This is a genomic window from Flavobacterium tistrianum (genome assembly GCF_003254545.1).
GTDB classification, from domain to species: domain Bacteria; phylum Bacteroidota; class Bacteroidia; order Flavobacteriales; family Flavobacteriaceae; genus Flavobacterium; species Flavobacterium tistrianum.
Genome location: NZ_QJRH01000072.1, coordinates 391650 through 415501, shown reverse-complemented (window position 1 = coordinate 415501; position 23852 = coordinate 391650). Strand labels below are relative to the sequence as shown.

The 23852-nt window shown below is 33.7% G+C and carries 14 protein-coding genes; 7 read left to right on the top strand and 7 right to left on the bottom strand.

Features of this window, described 5'->3' with window-relative positions; genetic code table 11:
- Positions 1-60: 60 nt before the first annotated feature.
- From DMB71_RS18625 to DMB71_RS18605, 5 genes are all read left to right on the top strand, one after another.
- Positions 61-1458: an alpha-amylase family glycosyl hydrolase gene (locus DMB71_RS18625; protein ID WP_111368818.1), complete on the top strand. Its 1398-nt coding sequence runs from the start codon at positions 61-63 to the stop codon at positions 1456-1458.
- 40 nt (positions 1459-1498) lie between these two features.
- Positions 1499-3676, top strand: coding sequence for a glycoside hydrolase family 97 protein (locus DMB71_RS18620; protein ID WP_111368817.1), 2178 nt, complete (start codon positions 1499-1501; stop codon positions 3674-3676).
- A 231-nt stretch (positions 3677-3907) separates the two neighbouring features.
- Entirely contained in the window at positions 3908-7024 is a 3117-nt protein-coding gene (locus DMB71_RS18615; protein WP_162614848.1) for an Ig-like domain-containing protein, read from the top strand.
- 165 nt (positions 7025-7189) lie between these two features.
- Complete coding sequence (locus tag DMB71_RS18610) at positions 7190-7981, top strand: SMEK domain-containing protein (protein ID WP_111368813.1); 792 nt, start codon at positions 7190-7192, stop codon at positions 7979-7981.
- A 1-nt stretch (position 7982) separates the two neighbouring features.
- The gene (locus DMB71_RS18605) at positions 7983-10175 is read left to right on the top strand and encodes a tetratricopeptide repeat protein (RefSeq protein WP_111368812.1); all 2193 of its coding nucleotides are present in this window, start codon (positions 7983-7985) and stop codon (positions 10173-10175) included.
- A gap of 194 nt (positions 10176-10369) precedes the next feature.
- Here DMB71_RS18605 and mfd read toward each other — a convergent pair whose 3' ends face one another.
- Together mfd and DMB71_RS18595 are read right to left on the bottom strand one after the other, a co-directional pair.
- Positions 10370-13735, bottom strand: a complete 3366-nt coding sequence (mfd, locus tag DMB71_RS18600) for a transcription-repair coupling factor (RefSeq protein WP_111368810.1) — start codon at positions 13733-13735, stop codon at positions 10370-10372.
- The gene (locus DMB71_RS18595) at positions 13728-14336 is read right to left on the bottom strand and encodes a hypothetical protein (protein ID WP_111368808.1); all 609 of its coding nucleotides are present in this window, start codon (positions 14334-14336) and stop codon (positions 13728-13730) included. Before DMB71_RS18595 ends, mfd begins: the two co-directional genes overlap by 8 nt.
- A gap of 321 nt (positions 14337-14657) precedes the next feature.
- On the opposite strand from DMB71_RS18595, the gene DMB71_RS18590 reads away from it, so the two are divergent.
- Together DMB71_RS18590 and DMB71_RS18585 are read left to right on the top strand one after the other, a co-directional pair.
- Complete coding sequence (locus DMB71_RS18590; RefSeq protein ID WP_111368807.1) at positions 14658-15596, top strand: L-threonine 3-dehydrogenase; 939 nt, start codon at positions 14658-14660, stop codon at positions 15594-15596.
- A 175-nt stretch (positions 15597-15771) separates the two neighbouring features.
- Positions 15772-16968, top strand: coding sequence for a DUF418 domain-containing protein (locus tag DMB71_RS18585; protein WP_111368805.1), 1197 nt, complete (start codon positions 15772-15774; stop codon positions 16966-16968).
- Between the two features lie 108 nt (positions 16969-17076).
- Here the strand turns inward: DMB71_RS18585 and DMB71_RS18580 are convergent, their stop codons facing one another.
- From DMB71_RS18580 to DMB71_RS18560, 5 genes are all read right to left on the bottom strand, one after another.
- Entirely contained in the window at positions 17077-18135 is a 1059-nt protein-coding gene (locus tag DMB71_RS18580) for an SDR family oxidoreductase (protein WP_111368804.1), read from the bottom strand.
- A 94-nt stretch (positions 18136-18229) separates the two neighbouring features.
- A complete protein-coding gene (locus DMB71_RS18575) occupies positions 18230-18814 on the bottom strand; it encodes a Crp/Fnr family transcriptional regulator (RefSeq protein WP_111368802.1) in 585 nt (194 codons plus the stop codon).
- 135 nt (positions 18815-18949) lie between these two features.
- A complete protein-coding gene (locus DMB71_RS18570) occupies positions 18950-20830 on the bottom strand; it encodes a M1 family metallopeptidase (protein ID WP_111368800.1) in 1881 nt (626 codons plus the stop codon).
- Between the two features lie 64 nt (positions 20831-20894).
- On the bottom strand, positions 20895-22529 hold the full coding sequence (locus DMB71_RS18565; RefSeq protein ID WP_111368799.1) for a S8 family peptidase: 1635 nt from the start codon (positions 22527-22529) through the stop codon (positions 20895-20897).
- A 446-nt stretch (positions 22530-22975) separates the two neighbouring features.
- A complete protein-coding gene (locus tag DMB71_RS18560; RefSeq protein WP_111368797.1) occupies positions 22976-23833 on the bottom strand; it encodes an MBL fold metallo-hydrolase in 858 nt (285 codons plus the stop codon).
- Positions 23834-23852: the final 19 nt, after the last annotated feature.

Sequence of the window (23852 nt, the reverse complement as noted above, 5' to 3'; positions counted from 1 at the left end):
AAAAGGCAGGTTATCTAAAAAACTCCACGCTCAGATTCTATAAAATTTAATTCTAAAATCATGAAGTCTAACTCCAACATTTTTTTTGCTTTACTGCTTTCAATAGCTTTTGTATCGTGCAGTTCTTCTGAAGAAAATCCGAAACCAGACCCAAATACAGGAACAGAAAACGAATATCAGCAGTATGGATCACCATTTGATAAAGTTGCAGCCAACGAAGATGCCGTAATTTATCAAGTAAATGTGCGCTCTTTCAGTCCGGAAGGAAACTTAAAAGGTGTGCAGAAACGTCTGGGAGATATTCAGAAACTAGGCGCAAATGTTATTTATCTAATGCCGATTTACCCTGTTGGAAAAATAAAAACGGCTGGTAAATTAGGTTCGCCATATTCTATAAAGGATTACAAAGCCGTAAATACTGACTACGGGACATTAGAAGATCTTCGAGCTTTAGTTACCGAAGCACACAGCAAAAACATGGCGGTGATTTTAGACTGGGTTGCCAATCATACTTCTTGGGACAATCAATGGATAACAGCGCATCCAGACTGGTACCAAAAAGATGCTAGCGGCAATATTACAATTCCGCCTGGAACAAACTGGCAGGATGTTGCACAGCTAAATTATACCAATTCAGAAATGAAGAAAGCAATGATTGATGCTATGTCATATTGGGTTTACAATGCCAATATTGATGGTTTTAGATGTGATGCAGCCGATATGGTTCCGATGAATTTCTGGTCAGAAGCGATTTCTAAAATCCGTAAAATCAAAAATCAGAGAATGATTTTAATGGCAGAAGGAACTAGAGTCAATCATTTTGATGCAGGATTCGATTATACTTTTGGTTTTGCTTATTTCAGTGCTTTAGAAAAAGTATTCGCAGAAGCTCAACCTGCAAGTTATCTTCAAACGGAAAGTTCTAAAGAATATGGACAATTAGATGCTTCAAAAAGAATTGTTCGTTATACGACAAATCACGACGTAAACCTTTCTGATGGAACTCCGCTTGAACTTTTTGGAGGAAAAAAAGGATCGTTAGCAGCTTTTGTAATTGCATCAAGTATGAAATCTATTCCTATGATTTACAATGGTCAGGAAATTGGGTATAACAAACGCATCGATTATTTTGACAATGTGCCAATAGATTGGTCTACTGCAGATAATGACATGCTTTTAGAATATCAAAAAATCATTGCCTTTAGAAATTCAAATGAAGCGCTTCGAAAAGGAAAATTGACTGGTTATAGCAGTAACGATGTGAGCGCTTTTACCATGGAAACAACAAATGACAAAGTTTTAATTGTTGCCAACATTAAAAACAAATCGCTTAAATATACTGCTCCTACAGCTTTAGCCAACACAAATTGGACAGATGCATTAACTGGAAATCAAATTGCAATTGGTGCGGAACTAAATTTAGAAGCTTATCAATATTTAATACTTAAAAAACAATAAACGCTTCTAATAAAACTAGATTTGCAAAAAACTAAATAACATGAATTTTCAATCCAAAAAAATGCTTCAAATTCGTTTGGGCAAAAAATTAGCGCTTTTATTTTTTGTATTCATAAGCTCAATATGGATTCAGGCACAAGAAATAACTTCGCCAGACAAAAATCTTACTCTAAAATTTGAATTAAAAGAAGGCGGAATTCCGTCTTACCAATTATCATACAAACAAAAACCAGTTATTAAGCCAAGTTCGTTGGGTTTAGAATTGCAGAACAAAGCTTCATTTATGGATGGTTTTACCATTACAAATACAGCTCAGACTTCTGTTAATGAAAATTGGAATCCGGTTTTAGGAGAAGAAAAAACAATTCGCAATCATTACAACGAATTGGTTGTCACTTTAACGCAAGCGAAAGAAAACAACAGATTTATCCGTATTCGTTTCCGTCTATTCAACGACGGATTGGGATTTAGATATGAATTTCCAAAACAAAATGACTTGAATTATTTTGTAATTAAAGAAGAACGAACGGAATTTCAATTGGCTGGAAATCATAAAATTTTCTGGATTCCAGGAGATTATGACACCAACGAATATGCTTATACGACTTCAAAGATTTCAGAAATCCCTTCTTTGATGAAAAAAGCTACGATTGAGATTAATGCACAGCAGCCAATAAAAGAATTGTCTGTACAAACGCCTTCAATGATGAAATCAGACGATGGTTTATACATCAACATTCACGAAGCAGGATTAATCAATTATCCAGCCATGTATCTTGAAGTTGATGTTAAAACCAACAAAATGACAAGTCATTTGGCTCCAGATGCTGTTGGAGCAAAAGGTTATATGCAGACCGATACTCAAACACCTTGGAGAACGATTGTAGTAAGTGATAAAGCGACTGATATTTTAGCTTCAAAATTAATTTTAAACCTAAACGAACCAACAAGTTATAAAGATGTTTCATGGATTAAACCAGTGAAATACATCGGGATTTGGTGGGAATATTTTGTAGCAGGAAGAAGTACTTGGGCTTTTGGAAAAGAAAACAACGTAAAAATGACGGATGATTTTACGAAGCTTACTCCAAACGGAAAACACGGAGCCACTACAGAACGCGCAAAAGAATACATCGATTTTGCTGCAAAAAATGGTTTCGATGCAATTCTTATCGAAGGATGGAATATTGGCTGGGAAGACTGGATTGGCAATTGGAAAGAAGATGTTTTTGACTTTGTAACTGCTTATCCTGATTTTGATGTAAAAGCAGTTCATGCTTATGCAGCATCAAAAGGTGTAAAAATTATCATGCATCACGAAACTTCTGGATCGGCTACAAATTATGAGCGTCGTTTGGATCGTGCTTTTCAATTTATGAATGATAATGGTTATGATGCTGTAAAAACAGGTTATGTAGGACAAATTATCCCTCGTGGCGAACATCACGACGGACAATGGATGGTCAATCATTACATCAACGTTGCGAAGCGTGCTGCCGATTATAAAATTATGGTCAACAGTCACGAAGCCGTTCGACCGACGGGATTAAACAGAACTTTTCCAAACTGGATTGCTCAGGAATCAGCGCGCGGTACTGAGTTCGAATCTATGGGAGGATTAGCTCCAGATCACACTACTATTTTACCATTTACCCGTTTAATGGGAGGTCCAATGGATTATACGCCTGGAATTTTCCAGACCGATCTTTCATATTACGGAACAGGGAGTTCACAACGAGTAAACACGACTTTAGTAAAACAATTGGCTTACTATGTAACCATGTATAGTCCGTTGCAAATGGCTGCAGATATTCCGGGGAATTATGAGCGATTCCCAGATGCATTTCAGTTCATTAAAGATGTAGCTATCGATTGGGATAACAGTTATATTTTGGAAGCTGAACCTGGAGATTACATTACAATTGCTCGTAAAGCAAAAGGCAAAAACGAATGGTTTATTGGCGGAATTACAGATGAAAATGCAAGAACAGCAATCATTTCATTTGATTATTTACCTGCAGGAAAAAATTTCGTTGCCACAATTTATGCCGATGCTAAAGATGCCAATTGGAATCAGAATCCACAGAAATATACTGTTACTAAAGTTATTGTAAACTCAAAAAGTAAACTGAAGCAATATTTAGCTCCTGGCGGTGGTGTAGCCATCAGCATCAAAGAAGGAACTGCTTCAGATCTAAAAGGATTGAAAAAATTATAGATTAACAGATTACTAGTTTTTTTTCGCCACGAATTCACGAATTTTTCAAATTAAGATTTTCACATAAATACTTAATTCGTGAATTCGTGGCAAAAAACTATTGCCCAAACTCGGGCTAAAAAAACTTACTATTGAAAACTATTAACCACAAATGTTTGTCGAATTTAAAAACAAAGCGAGTGAAAATGAATTTTAGTTAGAATGCCGACAAGCATGCAAAAAACTATTATTATGAAAATCAAAATTACCCCTAGATTATTTCATATTACCAAAGCAATACTTTGCTTTCTACTATTATTTGCAGGTTCAGTTTATGCACAAGATCCTGCTCAATATGGAACTCCATTTGCAGGCGTGCCAGATACACGAGATATAAATATGTATCAGGTTCATATACGCCCATTTAGTGCCAACGGAGATTTAGCTGGAGTAACTGCCCGATTAGACAATATTAAAGCACTCGGCACCAATGTCATTTATTTAATGCCGATTTACCCACACGGAACCGACTCCCGAAGTTCGGCTTCGCCCTATTGTATCAAAGATTTTAAAGCCGTTGGTTCTGAATACGGATCTCTGGCCGATTTAAGAACTTTGGTCGATGGTGCTCACAGCCGCGGAATGGCAGTTATTTTGGACATTGCCATCAACGGAACTTCTTGGGATAATGTCTGGACGGTCTCGCATCCTGAATATTATAAACGAACTGGCACAACAATTCAGCAATTAGGTAACTTCTCCGATATTGCAGCACTAGATCTTAATAGTTCTGCAACAAGAGCAGCTATTAAAGATGCTATGCGCTATTGGATTTTTGCTGCCAATATTGACGGATACCGTTGCGATTATGCCAATAATCCACCTTTAGATTTTTGGTCTGAAGTGAATTCAAATCTTCGCGGAATCACATCTCATAAATTATTAATGTTAGCCGAAGGTGACAGACAAGAGAACTTTGAAGTTGGTTTTGATATGAATTATGGCGACAGATGGTTTCATGCTGGCTTATATGATATTGCCAGCGGAGGACCTGTTTCTCAAAGAATTCAGGATCAAACCACTTATGAATATGCTAAAGCCACTGGAAATCAGCAAATCGTTAGATATACGGGTAATCATGATACATATACAAATGATGATGGTGTAAGAAGACCTTTTGTGGTATTTAAAAACCATAACGGAGTTGTTGCAAATTTCTTAGTTTCAGCTTACATGAGAGGAGTTCCTTTTTTAATGAGCGGACAAGAAATTGACTATGAACCAAAAACCGATTGGCCTTGGACTAACTTTAAATTCAATTGGTCTCAAAACCCAACTGCAGCTGCTGATTTTGCTAAGATTCTTAATTTTAGAACACAAAGCGCAGCTATACGTCGAGGTGATTTGACTACTTATGCAAACGATGATATCTGCATTTTCACTAAGACATTAGGCACGGAGAAAGTTATCGTAATGTCGAATTTGAGAAATGCTTCCAAATCGTATGTTATTCCAGCGGCTTTAGCAGGAACTTATGTAAATCCGTACAACAATAATGCTTCGGTAACTTTAACAGCTGGTTCTACACGCAATTTTACTGCTTTCGAATATTTGGTTTTAACCAATACCAATGCGCCTGTTGTAGCCGTTACAGGTGTTTCGGTTAGTCCAACATCAGCAACGGTTGGTTTAGGAACAACACAACAGTTAAATGCAACGATTGCTCCTGCAAATGCTACAAATCAGAATGTAAGCTGGTCTTCTAGCAATACGGCTGTAGCAACAGTAAATGCATCTGGATTGGTAACAGCAGTTTCTGCTGGAACAACAACCATTACGGTTACAACTGCTGACGGAAACAAAACAGCAACTTCAGCTATAACTGTTTCTACAATTCCAGTATCTTCTGTAGCGGTTTCACCAACTTCTGCAAGTTTATATGCAGGAAACACACAACAGCTTACAGCAACGATTTCACCTACAAATGCAACCAATAAAAATGTAACTTGGAGTTCAAGCAATACAGCAATTGCAACTGTAAATTCAAGTGGACTTGTTACAGCTGTCGCAGCAGGAACAGCAACAATTACAGCAACAACTCAAGACGGAAATAAAACAGCTACTGCTGCAATTACAGTAAATCCAAATACAAATTTTACGGTTTACTTTTATAAACCATCAAATTGGGGAACTGGAATTAAAATCTATTATTGGAATGCTTTGCCAACAGGAGTTTTAGCAACTGTAAACTGGCCTGGAGTAAATATGACCGACGTTGGAAATGGATGGTACAGTTATACTTTTACGAATGTAACCTCAACTAACTTAATCTTTAACGACGGAACCAACCAAACTGCCGACCTAAGCAGAGATAAAAATGGCTGGTACATGAACAGCGCTTGGTACGATTCGAACCCAGGAACTGGTGTTGCTGTTACAAGTGTTAGTTTAAGTCCAACGACAGCTTCATTAAATGTTGGCGGAACACAGCAATTGACTCCAACAATTCTTCCTGCAAATGCAACTAATAAATCGGTAACTTATAGCTCAAACAATACGGCTGTGGCAACTGTAAATTCTTCTGGCCTAATTACCGCTATAGCGAATGGAACGGCTACAATTACTGTAGTTACTGTCGACGGAAACAAAACTAATACTTGTGTTGTAACAGTTTCAACACCATCAGGCGGAGGAAATTATTACACGATCAAAAACAGATGGACTGGTGCTTATTTATCTGATGCAGGAACAAATACAGGTTACGGAACAAGCATTTCTGGCAACAACTACAAATGGCAAAAAATCGCTATTGACGCTACTTACTTTGTATTGAAAAATGTAGCAACAGGAGAATTGATGAATATTGAAGGTCAGACCGGAAATGTACAATGTAACATAACTGACACAACTTTCTGGAGTGCACAATGGTCTAGCGATTATATCGACGGAACATGGGTTAGATTAAGAAACAGATGGCAAACAGGAAACATCATTCATATCGAAAACCAAACAGGTTCTGCACAATACGGAAATTCGCAAGATGGTTGGTACAGCGCACAATGGCAATTGGAACCAACAACTATTGGAACATCAAAAATGGCTTTAAATGCTGAAGAAATTTCGAAAACTGAACCGGTAATAGGCATTTATCCAAATCCAGCGACAGACAATGAATTTCATATTCTTATGCCAGAATTAGCAAGCGGAGATTCTGCTGAAATCTTAGTTTCTGATTTGAACGGAAGAACTCTTTTAAAACAAAAACTTTCTGCTTCAGGACAAGTAAATCATCATTTATCTACAGGAATTTATATTGTAAATATTATTTCTAAAGATTTTAATGTGACTAAAAAACTGATTATACAATAAATTCGATTTAGGTTTAAAATTAAATGGCGCATGAAATTTTCGTGCGCCATTTTTGTTAATATTTCGTTCACTTGAAATCCTTCTTAAAAAAAAAGGAAAATTACTATAAATACAATATTTTTTTATATTTACATCATTACAATTTTCCAAATACAAAATTTAAAAATGAACCAACAAAAATCTTTAATAAGAATAGCTGAATTACTATCTCGCTTTAAAATTCAAACAGGAATTTTAAATGCCAATGCCCAATTAGACATAAATATTGTATCAGAGGATACTTTAATTCCAATACTTAATATAGCGTATAATTGTAATTTAACAAATGCAAAATATAGTGAAGATGATTCAAAATTCCCTGCATTAGATTTGTTAGATAAAGGTAATAGAATAGCTTTTCAAATTACATCAACCCCTACAATAAGCAAAGCGAAAAAAACTATTGAGGGAATTATTAAAAATAGTTTTCAAACCAAATTTGATAATTTTTACATTTATATAATTACACAAAAACAAAATAATTATGACAAAAATGTTTTAGAAACAGCAACACAAGGTTTATTTAAATTTACTGAAAAAAACATTTTAGATGAAAAGGATTTATATGTAAAAATAGCTTCATTACCTTTTGATGATATTTTAAAAATTGAAAAAATACTAGAAAAGCAATTTTCTGATTTAACTAAAGATGAAAATGAAATTCAAAATGATATCAAAAAAATAATTTCGGGAGAAAAAATAAGCGCTGATGAAAAATTTTTAATTTCTGAAATTGAAGGTGCTACAATTGCCAGACAAGCCTGGTTAGATAAAAAAATGTTTTTTGAAAAAAAACTCCCTTCCATTACGGATCTCAATCAGCAATTCTCAATTTATACCCAAATAGAAGAAATAAACGATAAAATTTCATTTTACAATGATCAAATTTCTAGTTCATTAATCAAAATCTCTAATTAATATGTGTTTAATTGAACTAAATGACGAACGTGAAATTAGAAACAGCTGGATACAAAAAAGAAATGCACTTCGTAAAACTGAAGTTACAATATCTGATGCAAATCAATTACATTCGGTAAGAACAGAAATAGAAAAAATTGACTCTATAATTTCAGAAATAGAAACAAAAATTTCTTCACTTGAAGCAAAGATTAAAGGTGCTCAAAATTTAAATAAAATTATTCAAGAAAATTTATCTAATGAAGAAACTGACGATAATGATATTTTAAAAGCATTAGAAGTTTTAAGACAAGAAACTAAAGATTTAAATTGCAAATCAACCAAAGAAGATGTTGCAAAAATACATAATCTAAAAATAAAATTATTTGGCGAAATATTTAAAGATACAGACGATCAGTTAAATTTCATTACAGAAAAGAAAGAATTGATGTATTCCTCAGTTCTTTTTGAGCAAATTTACTCAAATGAAACACTAGATCCAATCACAATATTAGAAATTCAAAAAATTAGAGAGGATAACGAAAATTATTACTGGTATGACAGAAGCCTCATAGTTAGCGCTTTATCATTAAGTATCATAAATTTCAAATTTGACTCTAAAAAAGCCAATTTACTATTAGATTTTATTACAGATTTCGAAACGAATGTGTGGGAACGTTCTTTAACAGGGCTGACAATTGCAATTATTTATCAAAAAAATAGAAGCTGGTTACGAGATAAAAATTTCCTAAATCGCCTGAAAACACTTCAACATAAAGAAGAAATCCAAGAAGGATTAGAATTGATAAATTTTATTCTAATGAATAAACTATATGAATATAATCTTTTTAACCCGAACCTATTTAAGATCGAACTATTTCAAAATCCAATGAATTGTTTTGTTCCTTTTTATGATAACAATGAAATATTAAAAAACGCAATAGATAATGCAGAAAACGATTTTGACTTAGATGAATTTAAGCAATATTTAGACAATATTCCTTTCATGGATTCGCATAAGTACGCTCTTTGTTTAGGACTCAGTTCTGGCAATCTTGCAAAATCAAAATTAGAAGGCGATAAAGCCAAAAAATTAAATTATAGTCTTAATATATCAAATAGTTTCAAACCATATCAAAACTTGATCAGTGAATACTATTGTTTTTTCAATTATTTTCCAGAAAAAATAAAAGATGATGTTTTTAAAAAACAGTTATTATTAGCAAATACTGATTTAAGAAAATATATTCTAAATAAGGTCACACAATTATTTTTGGAAGCTAATACCTTATATAATGAAGAAAAATATATTGAAGCAATAAATAAATATGAAGACTTACTAAAAATAGATAAATTCCATAAAGAAGCACTTTGGCAGTTGGGCAATTGTTATCTTTCAAAAAACAACATCGAAAAAGCTCTTAAAGTCTTTTTAGATTTAGAAAAAGAATCTGGTGGAAAACCTGAAAAGGATTTATTATACATTATTGCAAAATGTTATAATGTAAATAAAAACCCTGAAAAATCTAATGAATACTGCAACAAAATAGAATCGGAAGTCAAAAACCCTAGTTTTAAACTTTTATTTTTGAAAGCAGATAATTTTCACGAAATTGATGATAAATTAAACTCATATTCTTATTGTCAAAAAGCAGAAGAAAAGACAACGAATGAAGAAGATATGTATGATATTGCACAAATATATAATTTCATTGGAAAAAATACGGATGCATTAAGACTTACTGAAAAAATATTAGAGACAAAACCAGAAGTAGCGAAATATTGGCGTGAGCTTGGGGATGTTTACTGTAACAAATTTGAATGGGAACTATCGATTAATGCATTAATAAAAGCTAAAGAATTAGATCATAAAAGTGTTTATAATAAAATGTTATTAGGACGTAGTTATCTTTTATCAAAGATCGATTTAGAAAAAGCGAAACAGTTACTTGAAGATTTATTGAAATCTAAAAATGATTTTAAGGGTCTTACCTTTGGAAATCTTGGACATTTTTATTTTATAGAAGGCAATAATGATAAAGCATTCGAAAATTATTTTAAATGCATTCAAGATTTTAATGATGATAAAGATTTTAATAAAAGAATGGATTCAGATATAAAATTTATAGAAAAACTTCAACTTAATGTGGAAGATTATATTTCTCTAAAAAATAAAGTCATACATGAATTTAATTTATCAAAAAATGTTACTTAAAAAAATGTATTTAGGAAAATAGTAGAAAAGAAACTACTAACAACGGCAGTAAACTTTTATTTAATCATCCTAATAGAGCTGAAAAATCTTTTGCGTTAGTTCCGAAATCTCGGTGCAACGCAAAAGATTAAAAGGAAATACGGGACTGATGCTTTTATAAAACGAAATTTATCCTCTACTCTTGAAAAATAATATTACTCTTCAAACAATTCCATCAACTCCAGCGCACGTTTTATTGACTTCACATTTTCAAAAGTCAATAACAAACGTAATCCGTTTACGGTTTGTTTTTCTTTCATTTTGCAAAGATTGCTATACTTCTGAACAAAGTTTAAAACATTTCTAAACTTCACAGATTGGTAATAATCAGACTGTTGATCTGAGACGAAATAACCAATCATTTTGCCTTGTTTCAGAACCAATTTCTCAATTCCGACTTTCGTAGCAATCCATTTTATTCTAATGCTGTTTAATAAAGAAACAGCTTGTTTTGGTAAAGGTCCAAAACGGTCAATTAGTTTCCTTTCGAATTCTTGTAAACCAGTTTCATCTTTTATAGCGCCTAATTCGTTATATAAAACCAAACGTTCTGAAACGTTGTTAATATATTCATCGGGGAATAAAAGCTCAAAATCGGCATCGATCTGAATGTCTTTTACATATTCTTTCGTATCGATATCATTTTCCTCAGGATATAAATCTTTGAACTCGTTTTCCTTCAACTCTTCGATGGCTTCATTCATGATTTTTTGGTACGTATCAAAACCAATTTCATTAATAAAACCGCTTTGTTCTCCACCTAGTAAATCTCCCGCACCACGAATTTCAAGATCTTTCATTGCGATGTTGAAACCGCTTCCTAATTCGCTGAATTGTTCCAACGCCTGAATACGTTTTCTGGCGTCTTCGGTCATAGAAGAATACGGCGGACAGATGAAATAACAGAATGCTTTTTTGTTGCTTCGGCCTACTCGACCACGCATTTGATGCAGATCTGATAATCCAAAATTATTGGCGTTGTTGATGAAAATCGTGTTCGCATTTGGAACGTCCAAACCACTTTCGATAATAGTTGTGGCTACCAAAACATCAAAATCTCCGTTCATGAAACCTAACATCAATTCTTCTAGTTTCGCGCCATCCATTTGTCCGTGGCCAATTCCGACTCTTGCATTTGGAACCAAACGCTGAATCATTCCTGCCACTTCTTTTATATTTTCGATTCGGTTATTGATAAAGAAAACCTGTCCGTTTCGTTGAATTTCATACGAAATCGCGTCACGAATAATTTCTTCATTAAAACCAACCACATTTGTTTCAATTGGATAACGATTTGGCGGAGGCGTTGTAATTACTGATAAATCACGCGCCGCCATTAACGAAAACTGAAGCGTTCTCGGAATTGGCGTTGCCGTTAATGTCAACGTATCAACATTTGCAGCAATCGTTTTGAGTTTATCTTTTACGTTAACTCCAAACTTTTGTTCTTCATCGACAATCAATAAACCTAAGTCTTTAAAAACTACGTTTTTGTTTACTAATTGATGTGTTCCAATTACGATATCAAGTTTTCCTTCGGCTAAATCTTTTAAAGTCTGCGCTTTTTGTTTTGCAGTTCTAAATCTATTTAAATAACCTATTGAAACCGGCATATCTTTCAATCGCTCAGAGAAAGTTCTATAATGCTGATACGCCAAAATCGTAGTAGGAACCAAAACCGCAACTTGTTTGCTATTGTCAACCGCTTTAAAAGCGGCACGAATCGCAACTTCTGTTTTTCCAAAACCAACATCACCACAAACTAGACGATCCATTGGGCGATCACTTTCCATATCTGCTTTTACTTCTGCCGTCGATTTCATTTGGTCTGGCGTATCTTCGTAAATAAACGAACTTTCTAATTCGTTCTGAAGATAACTGTCTGGAGCAAACTGAAAACCTTTTTCCAAACGGCGTTTCGCATAAAGCTGAATCAAGTTGAATGCAATATGTTTGACACGCGCTTTGGTTTTTTGTTTTAAGACCTTCCAAGCGTTCGATCCAAGTTTATAAATTTTCGGAGGCGTTCCGTCTTTTCCGTTATATTTCGAAATTTTATGAAGCGAGTGAATGCTCACGTAAACAATATCATTATCGGCATAAACCAATTTTATGGCCTCCTGTGTTTTGCCTTCAACCTGAATTTTCTGCAATCCGCCAAACTTACCAATTCCGTGATCTATGTGTGTTACATAATCACCTACAGAAAGTGCGGTTAATTCTTTTAACGTGATATTCTGCTTTTTAGAATATCCGTTTTTGATGTTGAATTTATGATAACGCTCAAAAATCTGATGATCCGTATAAGCCGTTATCTGATTTTCTTCATCAATAAAACCTTGATATAAAGGCAGTACAATGGTATGATAATGTTTCCTGATATTTTCAGAATTCGCTTCATCTAAGCTTTCAAAAATATCATGAAAACGTTTGGCCTGAGTTTCATTCGAACAAAACAGATAATTTACATATCCGTTAAAATGATTATCGCTTAGATTATTCAGCAATAAATCAAATTGTTTATTAAAAGATGGCTGAGGCTGAATATGAAATTCGAATTTCTTAGTTGTTTTATAAACCGGTCTTGATGCCAATTCTACAACTGAAAAATCCAAAGATCTTTTTATAAATGATGCCTGATTTAAAAATAATTGTTCCGGCGTTGCGTGTTTTATTTCTTTCGAAAGTTTCTCAAAAGCTTCTTCTGCTCTTGCGAATTGTTTGTCTAACTGACTAAAAAGTCCTTCGGTATTTTGAATAAAAAGAACGGTTTTTTCAGCAATATAATCTAAGAAACTCTCACGGTTTTCCTGAAACAATTTGTTTTCAACATTCGGGATAATCGTGATTTTTTTATGTGTTTCTACCGATAATTGCGTTTCAACATCAAAAGTTCTAATGCTGTCTACTTCGTTTCCGAAAAACTCAATTCTATAAGGATGATCATTTGAGAAAGAGAATACATCGACAATTCCTCCACGAACCGAAAATTCTCCAGGTTCTGTAATGAAATCTACTCTCTTGAAATCATATTCAAACAAAACTTCGTTGATAAAATCAATCGAAATTTTATCATTCAAAGCTACTTTTAAAGTGTTTTTATCTAGTTCTCTTCGTGTTACTACTTTTTCAAAAAGTGCTTCAGGATACGTAACAATTACGGCTGGTTTTTTTCTTGAATTAATTCGGTTTAAAACCTCAGCGCGAAGCAGAACATTGGCGTTGTCTGTTTCATCAATCTGGTACGGACGGCGAAATGATGCTGGATAAAACAGTACATCTTGTTCTCCAATCATTTGTTCGAGATCGTTTAGGTAATAGGCCGCTTCTTCTTTATTGTCTAAAACAATCAGAAAAGGCAGTTCGGTTTTCCTAAAAACGGAACGGATAATAAAAGAAACAGCAGATCCCAACAATCCGCTGATGTTCATTTTTACCTGATTTCCTTCCAGTAAACTTTTTGCAATCTGCTCTGCTTTTGGCAGATTATCGTATGTAGTATATAAGGCGTTTTTACTCAACTTTTGGTATATTTGGATCTATTGGCGGTGCCGAATTCGGAATCGCACGTGTTGTATCTAACATTCTAAGGAAATCTTCTTCTCCTTGTTCTTTAGGGATTTTTGCTTTTTCGACAATTTTATCCATTTGTCTTTCTAGCGAAATCAATTCTTTATTGATTTCTTGAATTAAAAAAACCACTTTATCATCTGGAATATTATTTAAATGAATAAACAAATCCAGCATTCTGATTTTGGTAATCAAAATAGAAATACGGCTTTTGATCTGAGGCTGGTTAAATTGAGCCGGAATATTATTGTTTAAAGCCATTGCTTTTTTAGAAATAGCTGCCGATTTTTTCTGAAATGCACCAATTGTTTTTCTAGGCTTTTCTCCAATTTCTTTTATAAATTCACGCCACTCTGTCCAAGAATTCAATTGTGATTCTGAGATTTCGTTAATGGGTTCGTCTAGAAAAGTCCAGCCTTTATTTATATTATTAAAAATAGCTTCTTTCTTTTTTGCTTCTTTTGCATTTTCTGCAAGGCGTTTTTCATTTTCATTTTGGCAAGAAAACAATAGAGTTGTCAAAAGCAAAAAAAGAGATATTTGGTATTTCATTGATTAAAACAGTTAGGCTGCAAAGTTACGAAGTAAATTTACAATTATGAATTCTGTTTTTTGCTAAAGATTCTATAAATCAAGGTTATTTTTTTGTCTTTTAATCCCTATTCTCATAATAATTTGAAATATTTCATCTGATGTTTTTTCCAATAAAATAGCGCTTTTTCGCGGATTTTCAAAAAGGCACAAAGACACACTTTTAAAAGAGAATAATATAACAAACAAACTTTTTAATTATTGAATTTACAATTTATTCTTCAAAAAAGCGCACGTAATTGCGAAAACGTTATATTTGTATCTCTAAAAAATTATCACGAAATGAATCCTAAAATATTGATCATTGGCGCCTGCGGTCAGATTGGAACAGAACTGACGCAAAAACTGCGTAAATTATACGGAACCGAGAATGTTATCGCTTCTGATATTAGAAAATTAAATACTGATGTTGTGAATTCAGGCCCTTTTGAAGTGGTCAATGCTTTAGATTTTAATCAGATTGAACATTTGGTTGAAGTGCATAAAATTACAGATATCTATCTGATGGCTGCTCTTTTATCTGCAACTGCCGAAAAAAATCCAGCTTTTGCTTGGGATTTGAATATGAATTCGCTTTTTCATGTTTTAAACTTAGCTAAAGCTAAAAAGATTCAGAAGATTTTCTGGCCTTCAAGTATTGCTGTTTTTGGACCAACAACTCCAAAAGAAAACACTCCGCAATATACTGTAATGGAACCTTCTACTGTTTACGGAATCAGCAAACAAGCGGGCGAAAGATGGTGCGAATATTATCACAACATTTATGGTGTAGATGTTCGCAGTATTCGTTATCCAGGCTTAATAAGTTGGTCTACTCCTCCAGGTGGTGGAACTACAGATTATGCGGTTGATATTTTCTATAAAGCTATTGCCGATAAAAAATACGAATGCTTTTTATCTTCTGAAACAAAAATGCCTATGATGTATATGGATGATGCAATTGACGCAACGATTAATATCATGAAAGCACCTGCAGAAGAAATCAAAATACATTCTTCATATAATTTGGCCGCAATGAGTTTTACACCAACAGAAATTGCTGCTGAAATTAAAAAACATATTCCAGAGTTTGAAATTACTTATAATCCAGATTTCCGTCAGAAAATTGCAGACAGCTGGCCAGCAAGTATTGATGATGCTGAAGCAAGAAAAGATTGGGGATGGAATCATAAATTTGATCTTGAAACTATGACAAAAGATATGCTGGAGCATTTGTCATAATCTAAAACGATAAAGATTTTAAAGCGTGTTATTTTTAGAATGACACGCTTTTTTTGTAAATATTATTGTAAGAAAAAATACTGATTGCATAATTTATGTACTTTTGATTACGTTTAAACATTAATCAAGTTTATTCCAAAATCATCAATCAAATCACAACAAAATCATCAATCAAATGACAAATTCTTATCATCCTGTCGAGCAGAGCAAAAGAACTGCAATTGTCGACATACTTCGGGGCTGGGCCATATTGGGCGTAGCAATTGGAAATTATTTAGATTTCCTATACATCGGTATAGAAAAAGAAATTAAACACGGTACTTTTTCTCAGGTGCTTCAATTTATTAACCGCTATTTATTTGCGGCAAAATCTTGGACATTACTTACTCTTTTATTTGGCTACGGATTTGCAATTTTGATTAACAATGTTGCGTCTAAAGGCAAAAATCCTGTTGCTTTTTTTGCCTGGCGAATGTTTTTGCTATTTATTTTAGCATTTATTAACTCTGCTTTTTGGCTTGGTGACATCTTAAAGGATTACGCCTTTCTTGGACTTGTGTTATTGCTTTTTTACAGATGTTCTACCAAAACTTTAGCTATTATTTCTGCTGTAATCGTACTTACAGTTCCTTTTGTAATGGCTTACGTTAATGGTATAAAAATTGAACATCCCGCCATTGCAACAAATCCAGAATATTTAAAATTGTATCATTCTGGAAATTGGATTGATTTTTTTAAATTTAATTTGTTTGCTTCATTTTACGAACAAATTATTATTCCAGGATATGCCATTACGGCTCATTATGTAATGCTGGGCTGTATGCTCTTTGGATTTATGCTTCAAAAACTAAACTTTTTTAATCGCTTAACAGAATTAAAGAGACTCTTAAAATCTGTCTGCATTATTAGTTTAGCTTTAGCTGTACTTATCGGAATTGCATTTAATATTATGATAATTTATAAAGTAGAACTTCTAAAGGTTTTTCATCCTCTTTATTGGTTAGTTTTAAGTACGATGATTTTTATATCGACCGGAATTTGTATTTTGTACAATAATGGAAAATTAAAAACGGTTTTCAGCTATTTTAGCGCAGGCGGAAAAATGACTTTAACCAATTATATGAGCCAAAATATATTGGCTGGTATAATTTTCTCTGGAATTGGTTTGGGAATTGCCGATTCTATGCCGTATTGGTTTTACTTTTTATTGGCTATTTTCATATTTATCATTCAATTGTTTATTAGCAAATGGTGGCTTTCAAAATATAATTATGGCCCAATTGAATGGTTATGGAGATCTGCTAGCTATAGAGAATGGGTTCCTTTTAAAAAAATACAGCCAGAGGCTGTTGCAAATATGAAAATGGTATAAAAATTAGAAATTTGGAATAAACTTGATTATAAAAGAAAAGCCCTTAAAACTAAATTTAAGGGCTTTCTTTATTTCTATTTTCTAAAATTTTTTCACATCATCATAAGATTATGGTATGATTTTTTTCTGGCGCAATTGATCAAAAAGACTAAAAAACATTTCTTCTGTATCAATAAACTCGTGAAATCCGAAACGTTTTGCTTTGGTTCCATCGGCAAAAAAATCATAATCCCAAGAAAAGACAAAATCTCCAAAATTCCAGCTGGCTAATTTTTCATAATCGTGTTTTTCTAAATTGTATTTTTCCTGAATATTTTCCCATAAAGTCATTTTGTCAGCCATTACTGTTTTTAGTTCCATTTGAAGTGGTGCTGCAACAGGAATATCGAAATAAGAAGCAATTTTAGGCCAAAGTTCTGTCCATCGAAACAGATCTCCATTTGTAATATTAAAAGCCTGATTCGCACATTGCGGATTTGTCGCCGCCCAAACTGTTGCTTTTGCCAAAAGTCCTGCATCGGTCATTTCCATAAGTTTATCGTATGCTCCTGCTTTTCCCGGAAATCGAAGCGGAATATTTAACTCTTTAGAAATTGACGCATAAACGGCAATCAAAAGCGCTAAATTCATTGGGTTTCCTATTGCTGTACCACCTACAACAGAAGGTCTAATAGCACTCCAATTCCACTTTTTTCCTTGTTGCTTTTTTTCTAAATATTGCTGCTGGTCAATGTTAAATTCTGGAGGCATATGACCTGCATCTGTTTCTTTTGCTGGAGTTTTAAAAGGCCCTAGATGAGCTCCATAAACTTTGTATCCCTGCATCAGACTAATATGCTGTAAGTCTTTAGCTATTGGCTCAATTATCTCAACTACATTCTTAAGCATATTAAGATTCGGCTCAACAAGCTCAGACCATGAGGGACGATCTTGATAAGCGGTATAAAATATATGCGTAATATTTGTGAGATCAGATAACTGCTTTTTACTGTTTTCAGTATCCAATAAATCAACTGAAATGTATTTCAGATTAGGAGCATTTGTACCTCCTTTTCTGGATAATCCAATAATATTCCAGTTCTTAGTAGATAAAAGATATTCTATAAGATTTGCACCAATAACGCCATTTGCGCCAACAACCAGTGCTGTGTTTTTATTTGCTGTCATTTTCTTTGTATTTAAAATTGTTTTACAAAGTTCAGACAAGCTAAAAGGTTATAAAATGAAGTAGATTATGAAATAACGTTGAACTAGTTCAAGTTTATTTTTTTAATTTATTGTTTTTTATTTTCGAAAGAAATTCTGTTGTCATTCCCAAATAAGAAGCCAATGCATACTGAGGCACTCTATTTGAGATTAAAGGAAATTGGGTTATAAATTTATCATAACGCTCTTCTGCCGAAGAAGTGAGATTTGTAATGATTCTGCGTTGAAAAAATGCTGCCGTGCGTTCTGCTGTAATTCTAAAAAAAGTTTCAAATTTTGGATTGGCCATTTTCAGTTTGTTTTCTGTTTCGAAATCTATTTGAAGCAAAACAGCATCTTCTAAAGCCACAACAAACATCGTGGCCGGCTGCTGATAAATGTAACTATTATAGTCAGAAATCCACCAGTCTTCAATAGCAAAAGCAATCGTATGTTCCTGACCTTCATCATTTACTACATATGCTCTTAAAGCACCTTCTACCACATAACTTCTATACTTGGCTACAAAATCAGGCTGTACGATAAATTGCCTTTTCTTGATCTTTTTTATTTTAAAATGAGAAACAAATTGATTCGTTTCTTCCTCAGAAAGTTCTATTCGATCTTGCAAATGTTGTATTAAAGATTCGTATTGTGCCATTCTTTTTGGATTTAAAATTTCAATCTACAAGATTACTATTGTATCAAAATTACAACTCTTTTAAATTTATCAAGAAAAAAAAATCCAAAGCCAGAAACCAGCTTTGGATTTTTATAGGTTTGAAATTGAGAATCTTTATTTCACTTCAAAAACATTATTTGTTTGTTTTACATCAGCCATTAATCCGCTTGGATCAATAGTGATTTTTTTGATTGACGTTTTGTTTTTGTCAATTGTAAAACTATAGTTTTGCTGTGCCCAAGCCCAGTCTTCTAAAACTGTTCTTTTTTCGTTCGGGTTTGGATTTGGTTTAATGAAATTCATCATTCTCAACGGAATATAAAATGTCTCAGATGTTCCGTCTGTGTACTCCACTTTTAAATCGATTGGCATTGGCATTCTTCCAATTCTTTCTAAAGAAATTGTTGTTTTTCCTGCATTGTCAGCCACGTCTTTAATTCCGTAATCGATCGTATTTGTTGTTTGTGTCCAATCAATCAAATACCAATCTAGCTCAGCTCCAGAAACTCTTTCAGCTGTTCTTTTAATATCGTTTGGAGTTGGGTGTTTGAATTTAAAATCGTTGAAATATCTTTTTAAAGTTGCATCAACGTTGTCTTTTCCAATTACATATTCTAATTGAGAAAGGAAAAGACTTCCTTTTATGTAAGAAGAAATACTGTACGGACGGTTTTCGTCATAACGATCTCCGTGAGTTGTTTGTGGCTGTTCTTTTCCAGAATTTACTAAACTGTAATACGCTTTGTAATTTCCTGCAAACGGATTAACTTCTTTTTTATCTCCCTTTAATTCATTCAAAGCACTGTCTTCGATGTAAGTTGTAAAACCTTCATCCATCCAAGGGTGTTTTGATTCGTTTGAAGCTAAAATATGTTGAAACCAAGAGTGTCCTAATTCGTGTGTTGCGGTTCCAAGAATTCCTTCAAGAGTTCCGTTTCCTAGCATTAAAGTACACATTGCATACTCCATTCCACCGTCTCCACCTTGAATAAATGAGTATTGTTTGTATGGATAAGCTCCAACTCTTTGGTTGTAATATTCCATTACCTTAACCATTAATGGCTCTAACTGTTTCCAGTTTGCAGTGGTTTTTTCGTTATTCTTGTAGAAGAAATGCAAATCAACATCGTTTGGTCCTTTTACAATATCATGCGTATATTCTTTATCGGCAGCCCAAGTAAAATCGTGAACATTTGGCGCAATAAAATGCCAAGTCAAGGTTTTTGCTTTTTTAGGATATGTAACCGTTACACCAGCATCTTGGTAACCATGACCAATTGAGTTTTTGTCTTGCAAATATCCAGAACCTCCAATTGTGTAGTCTTTGTCAATTGTAATTTTCACATCAAAATTACCCCAAACACCGTGAAATTCTCTTGCGATGTAAGGATCTGCGTGCCATCCTTCAAAATCAAATTCGGCCAATTTTGGATACCATTGTGACATAGAAAGTTCTACTCCTTCAGAATTGTTTCTTCCTGAACGACGAATCTGAACTGGAACTTGTCCGTCAAAATCTAATGTAAAAGTTGTTTTAGAATTTGGAAGGATTGGTTTTGCCAAAGTCACTTCTAAGATTGTTCCTGAAACTCTTGTTTGAGATGTAACGCCGTCTTGCTTGAAGTTTGTAATTTTTAAATAACCAATTTCGTTTGGCTTTAAAGTTTCGATACGGCTTTGTTTTACTTCTTTTCCGTCAGCTTGTTTTACTTTGTTTACCATTCTTCCGTCTGGATCTTTAATAAAATGAAGACGTGCATCCATTTCGCTTCCTGGTTGAAAAGCGTTTGGAAACAAATGATAGAATACTTTTTTTAGAGTATCAGAAGAATTATTGGTATAAACCAATTCTTGTTTTCCTTTGTACTGATAGTTTTTTACGTCCATCGAAACCTCCATTTTATAGTCAGCGTGCTGCTGCCAATATGGGGCGCTTTGTGCAAAAGCCGAATTAAAACCTAAGCTTAGGAAAGAAAGTAAAATAATTTTTCGCATGTTAATATGTAATAGAAAATGGAAGAGCTTGCGCCCTTCCATCGGATTAATAGTGTTTTATTGTTTATTTTTTTGACATCTTTTCAGCCATCAATAAAGCGTTATATGCATTTACCATCTTAGCTGTTTTTGATGATTCTACAGAAGAAACCGCTTTTGGTTTTTCGTCTGGATTTTCACTTTCACCCAAAACAACCATTGAAGGAAGTGCTACTCCAGAGTCCATCAAAATCTTTTTAACTTGAGCTGCTTTTAATTTTGGATAGTAAGAACGAATCAAAGCTGCAACACCTGCCGCATTTGGAGATGCCATTGATGTTCCTTGCAAATATTTGTATTTGTTGTTTGGCACTGTTGCATAGATTTCTTCACCAGGAGCAAAAACGTCTACGTTGATTTTTCCGAAGTTTGAAAATGGCGCTACAACAGTTTCTCCGTAAGATTTATTGATAGCACCAATTGTGATCAAATTATCAGCAAATTCTTTTACGTTGTCTTCAGAATCGTTTGGATAATTGATGTTTTTAGCTTCATCAATATTGTAACCATCGTTACCAGCTGCGTGAACAATTAAAACGTCTTTTTTTGCTGCATATTTAATAGCATCGTAAACCCATTGTTTGTGTGGAGAAAAACTTTTTCCGAAACTTCCGTTGATTACTTTTGCACCATTGTCTACTGCATAACGAATTCCCAAAGCAATGTCTTTATCATATTCGTCTCCATCCGGAACTGCTCTAACAGTTAAAATTTCAACGTTTTCCGCTACTCCGTCTCCTCCTAAATTATTTCCTCGAACTTGGGCAATAATTCCCGCAACGTGAGTTCCGTGAAGTGCTTTTTCTTTATCTGGACCAAAAACAACATTGTTACCATAATGATTGTTTTTAATGTCTTCTGGATTGTCGCCTACAATTTTTCTTCCGTCATAATCTTTATTCAAATTGTAATCCAACTGATCGTAAACTTGTTCTTTGTATTCTCCGAAATCTGCTTCTGGATCAAAAGTTGAACCCGCATTTGTAAAAATCTGAGTCATAATCATTTTACTTCTTGCCACTTTTGGGTCTGTTGAAGTAATAGCGCTTAAGTCTTCGATTTTATATGTTGTTTTGTTAAGCTCTTTTTTGATAGTATTGTGAACATCAAGTAAAAAATCTACTTGCTGTTTGTCTTTTAACGCTTTTTCATATTTCTCTGTGTATTGCGCCAAAGCAGCTTTATATTGAGCAGAACCATCGTCGCCTTTTTTAACGATACGGGTCATTTCTAGATTTTCGTGAACTGCATTTCCAAGGAAATTCCATCCATGAACGTCATCAATAAAACCGTTTTTATCATCGTCGATTCCGTTTCCTGGAATTTCTTTAGGATTTGTCCAGATCATTCCTTGCAAATCTTCGTGCTCAATATCAACACCAGAATCTACAATTCCAACGATTACTTTCTGTCCTTTTTTACCTTGCAGTAATTCAGCATAAGCTCTGTCAACGCTCATTCCCGGAATTGAATCTTTTATCAAATCAAGATGACTCCATCTTTTTAATTCGTTTTCGCTAAGAGGCGCTTTTTTTACAACTGTCGAAGGTGCTGTAATAAATGCTTTTGAAGTTGAAACCTGCGCTTGAACTGTAGCGCTGCAACCTGCTAAAACAAGTAATGCAAAAGCAGATAATTTAAGAGGTTTTATATGACTCATGTATCTATAAATATTTAAGTAAAGTTAAAAGATGGGTCTAAATTATGCTTTTTTGTTACAAAAAACTAACTGTTAACAATGTGTTATGAAATTTTGACGAAAAATACTGAAAACTATGGCATTCGCAAACATTTACTTATCAAATCATTATGAATATAATTTCCGCTGAATGGAAAGTATACTTATCATGGTTTGAATCGTAAAAAAAACAATTTCCTAACGGCAAAGGTGAGCGAGAATGCAAGTTCAAAATCATTTGAGGTTACGCTTCAGCCAACAATACAATTACTAAAGAATAGTGCTTAAAGACAATAAAGGCGGTGAAACCGTAGGGCAGGTTTAGAAATTTAAAACAAACTAAGCTTTGAAAATTACAATTAGTTAAATCAAAAAATCCCATTTTCACATGAATGAAAATGGGATTTTTTACGTTCAATATATTTTGCTTAAAGAATATCTTCGCAAGTAAAAACATCTTTCAATCGAACTCCTTTTTCGGTATGCTCAACCGTTATAATTTGATTATGCGCATCATGTTCTAAAAACAAATAATGATTCTCGTCTGCTGCCAAATTCAAGAATTTTGATTTTTCTGGCATTGTTAATAACGGTCTTGTATCGTAACCCATAACATACGGAAGCGGAATATGCCCCGCTGTCGCCAGTAAATCAGCACAAAAAACAATCGTTTTATCTTGATATTTGATATACGGAATCATTTGTTTTTCGGTGTGGCCATCGACATAATAAATGTCGAAATTTAATTCTTTAGAAAATCCAAAATCAGATTCTGGTCTTTCAATAAAATTCAATCGTCCGCTTTCTTGCATTGGCAGAATATTTTCAGACAAGAAAGAAGCTTTTTCGCGTGCATTGGGCTTTGTTGCCCATTCCCAATGATTTTCGTTTGTCCAAAATTTAGCGTTTTTAAAAGCTGGCTCATAACCAGTTTTATCAGCGTTCCATTGAACACTTCCTCCGCAATGATCAAAATGAAGATGCGTCATAAAAACATCTGTAATATCGTCTCGGTTAAAACCATATTTTGCTAAAGATTTATCTAAGGAATGCGAACCCCATAGCGAATAATATCCAAAAAACTTTTCAGATTGTTTATCGCCCATTCCTGTGTCAATCAAAATAAGACGATTTCCGTCTTCGATCAATAAACATCGAGCAGCAATATCAATAAGATTATTGGCATCGGCAGGATTGGTTTTATTCCAAATGGTTTTAGGAACAACGCCAAACATAGCACCTCCATCTAACTTAAAATTTCCAGATTCTATAGGGTAAAGTTTCATAAGAATGATTTTCAAAAAA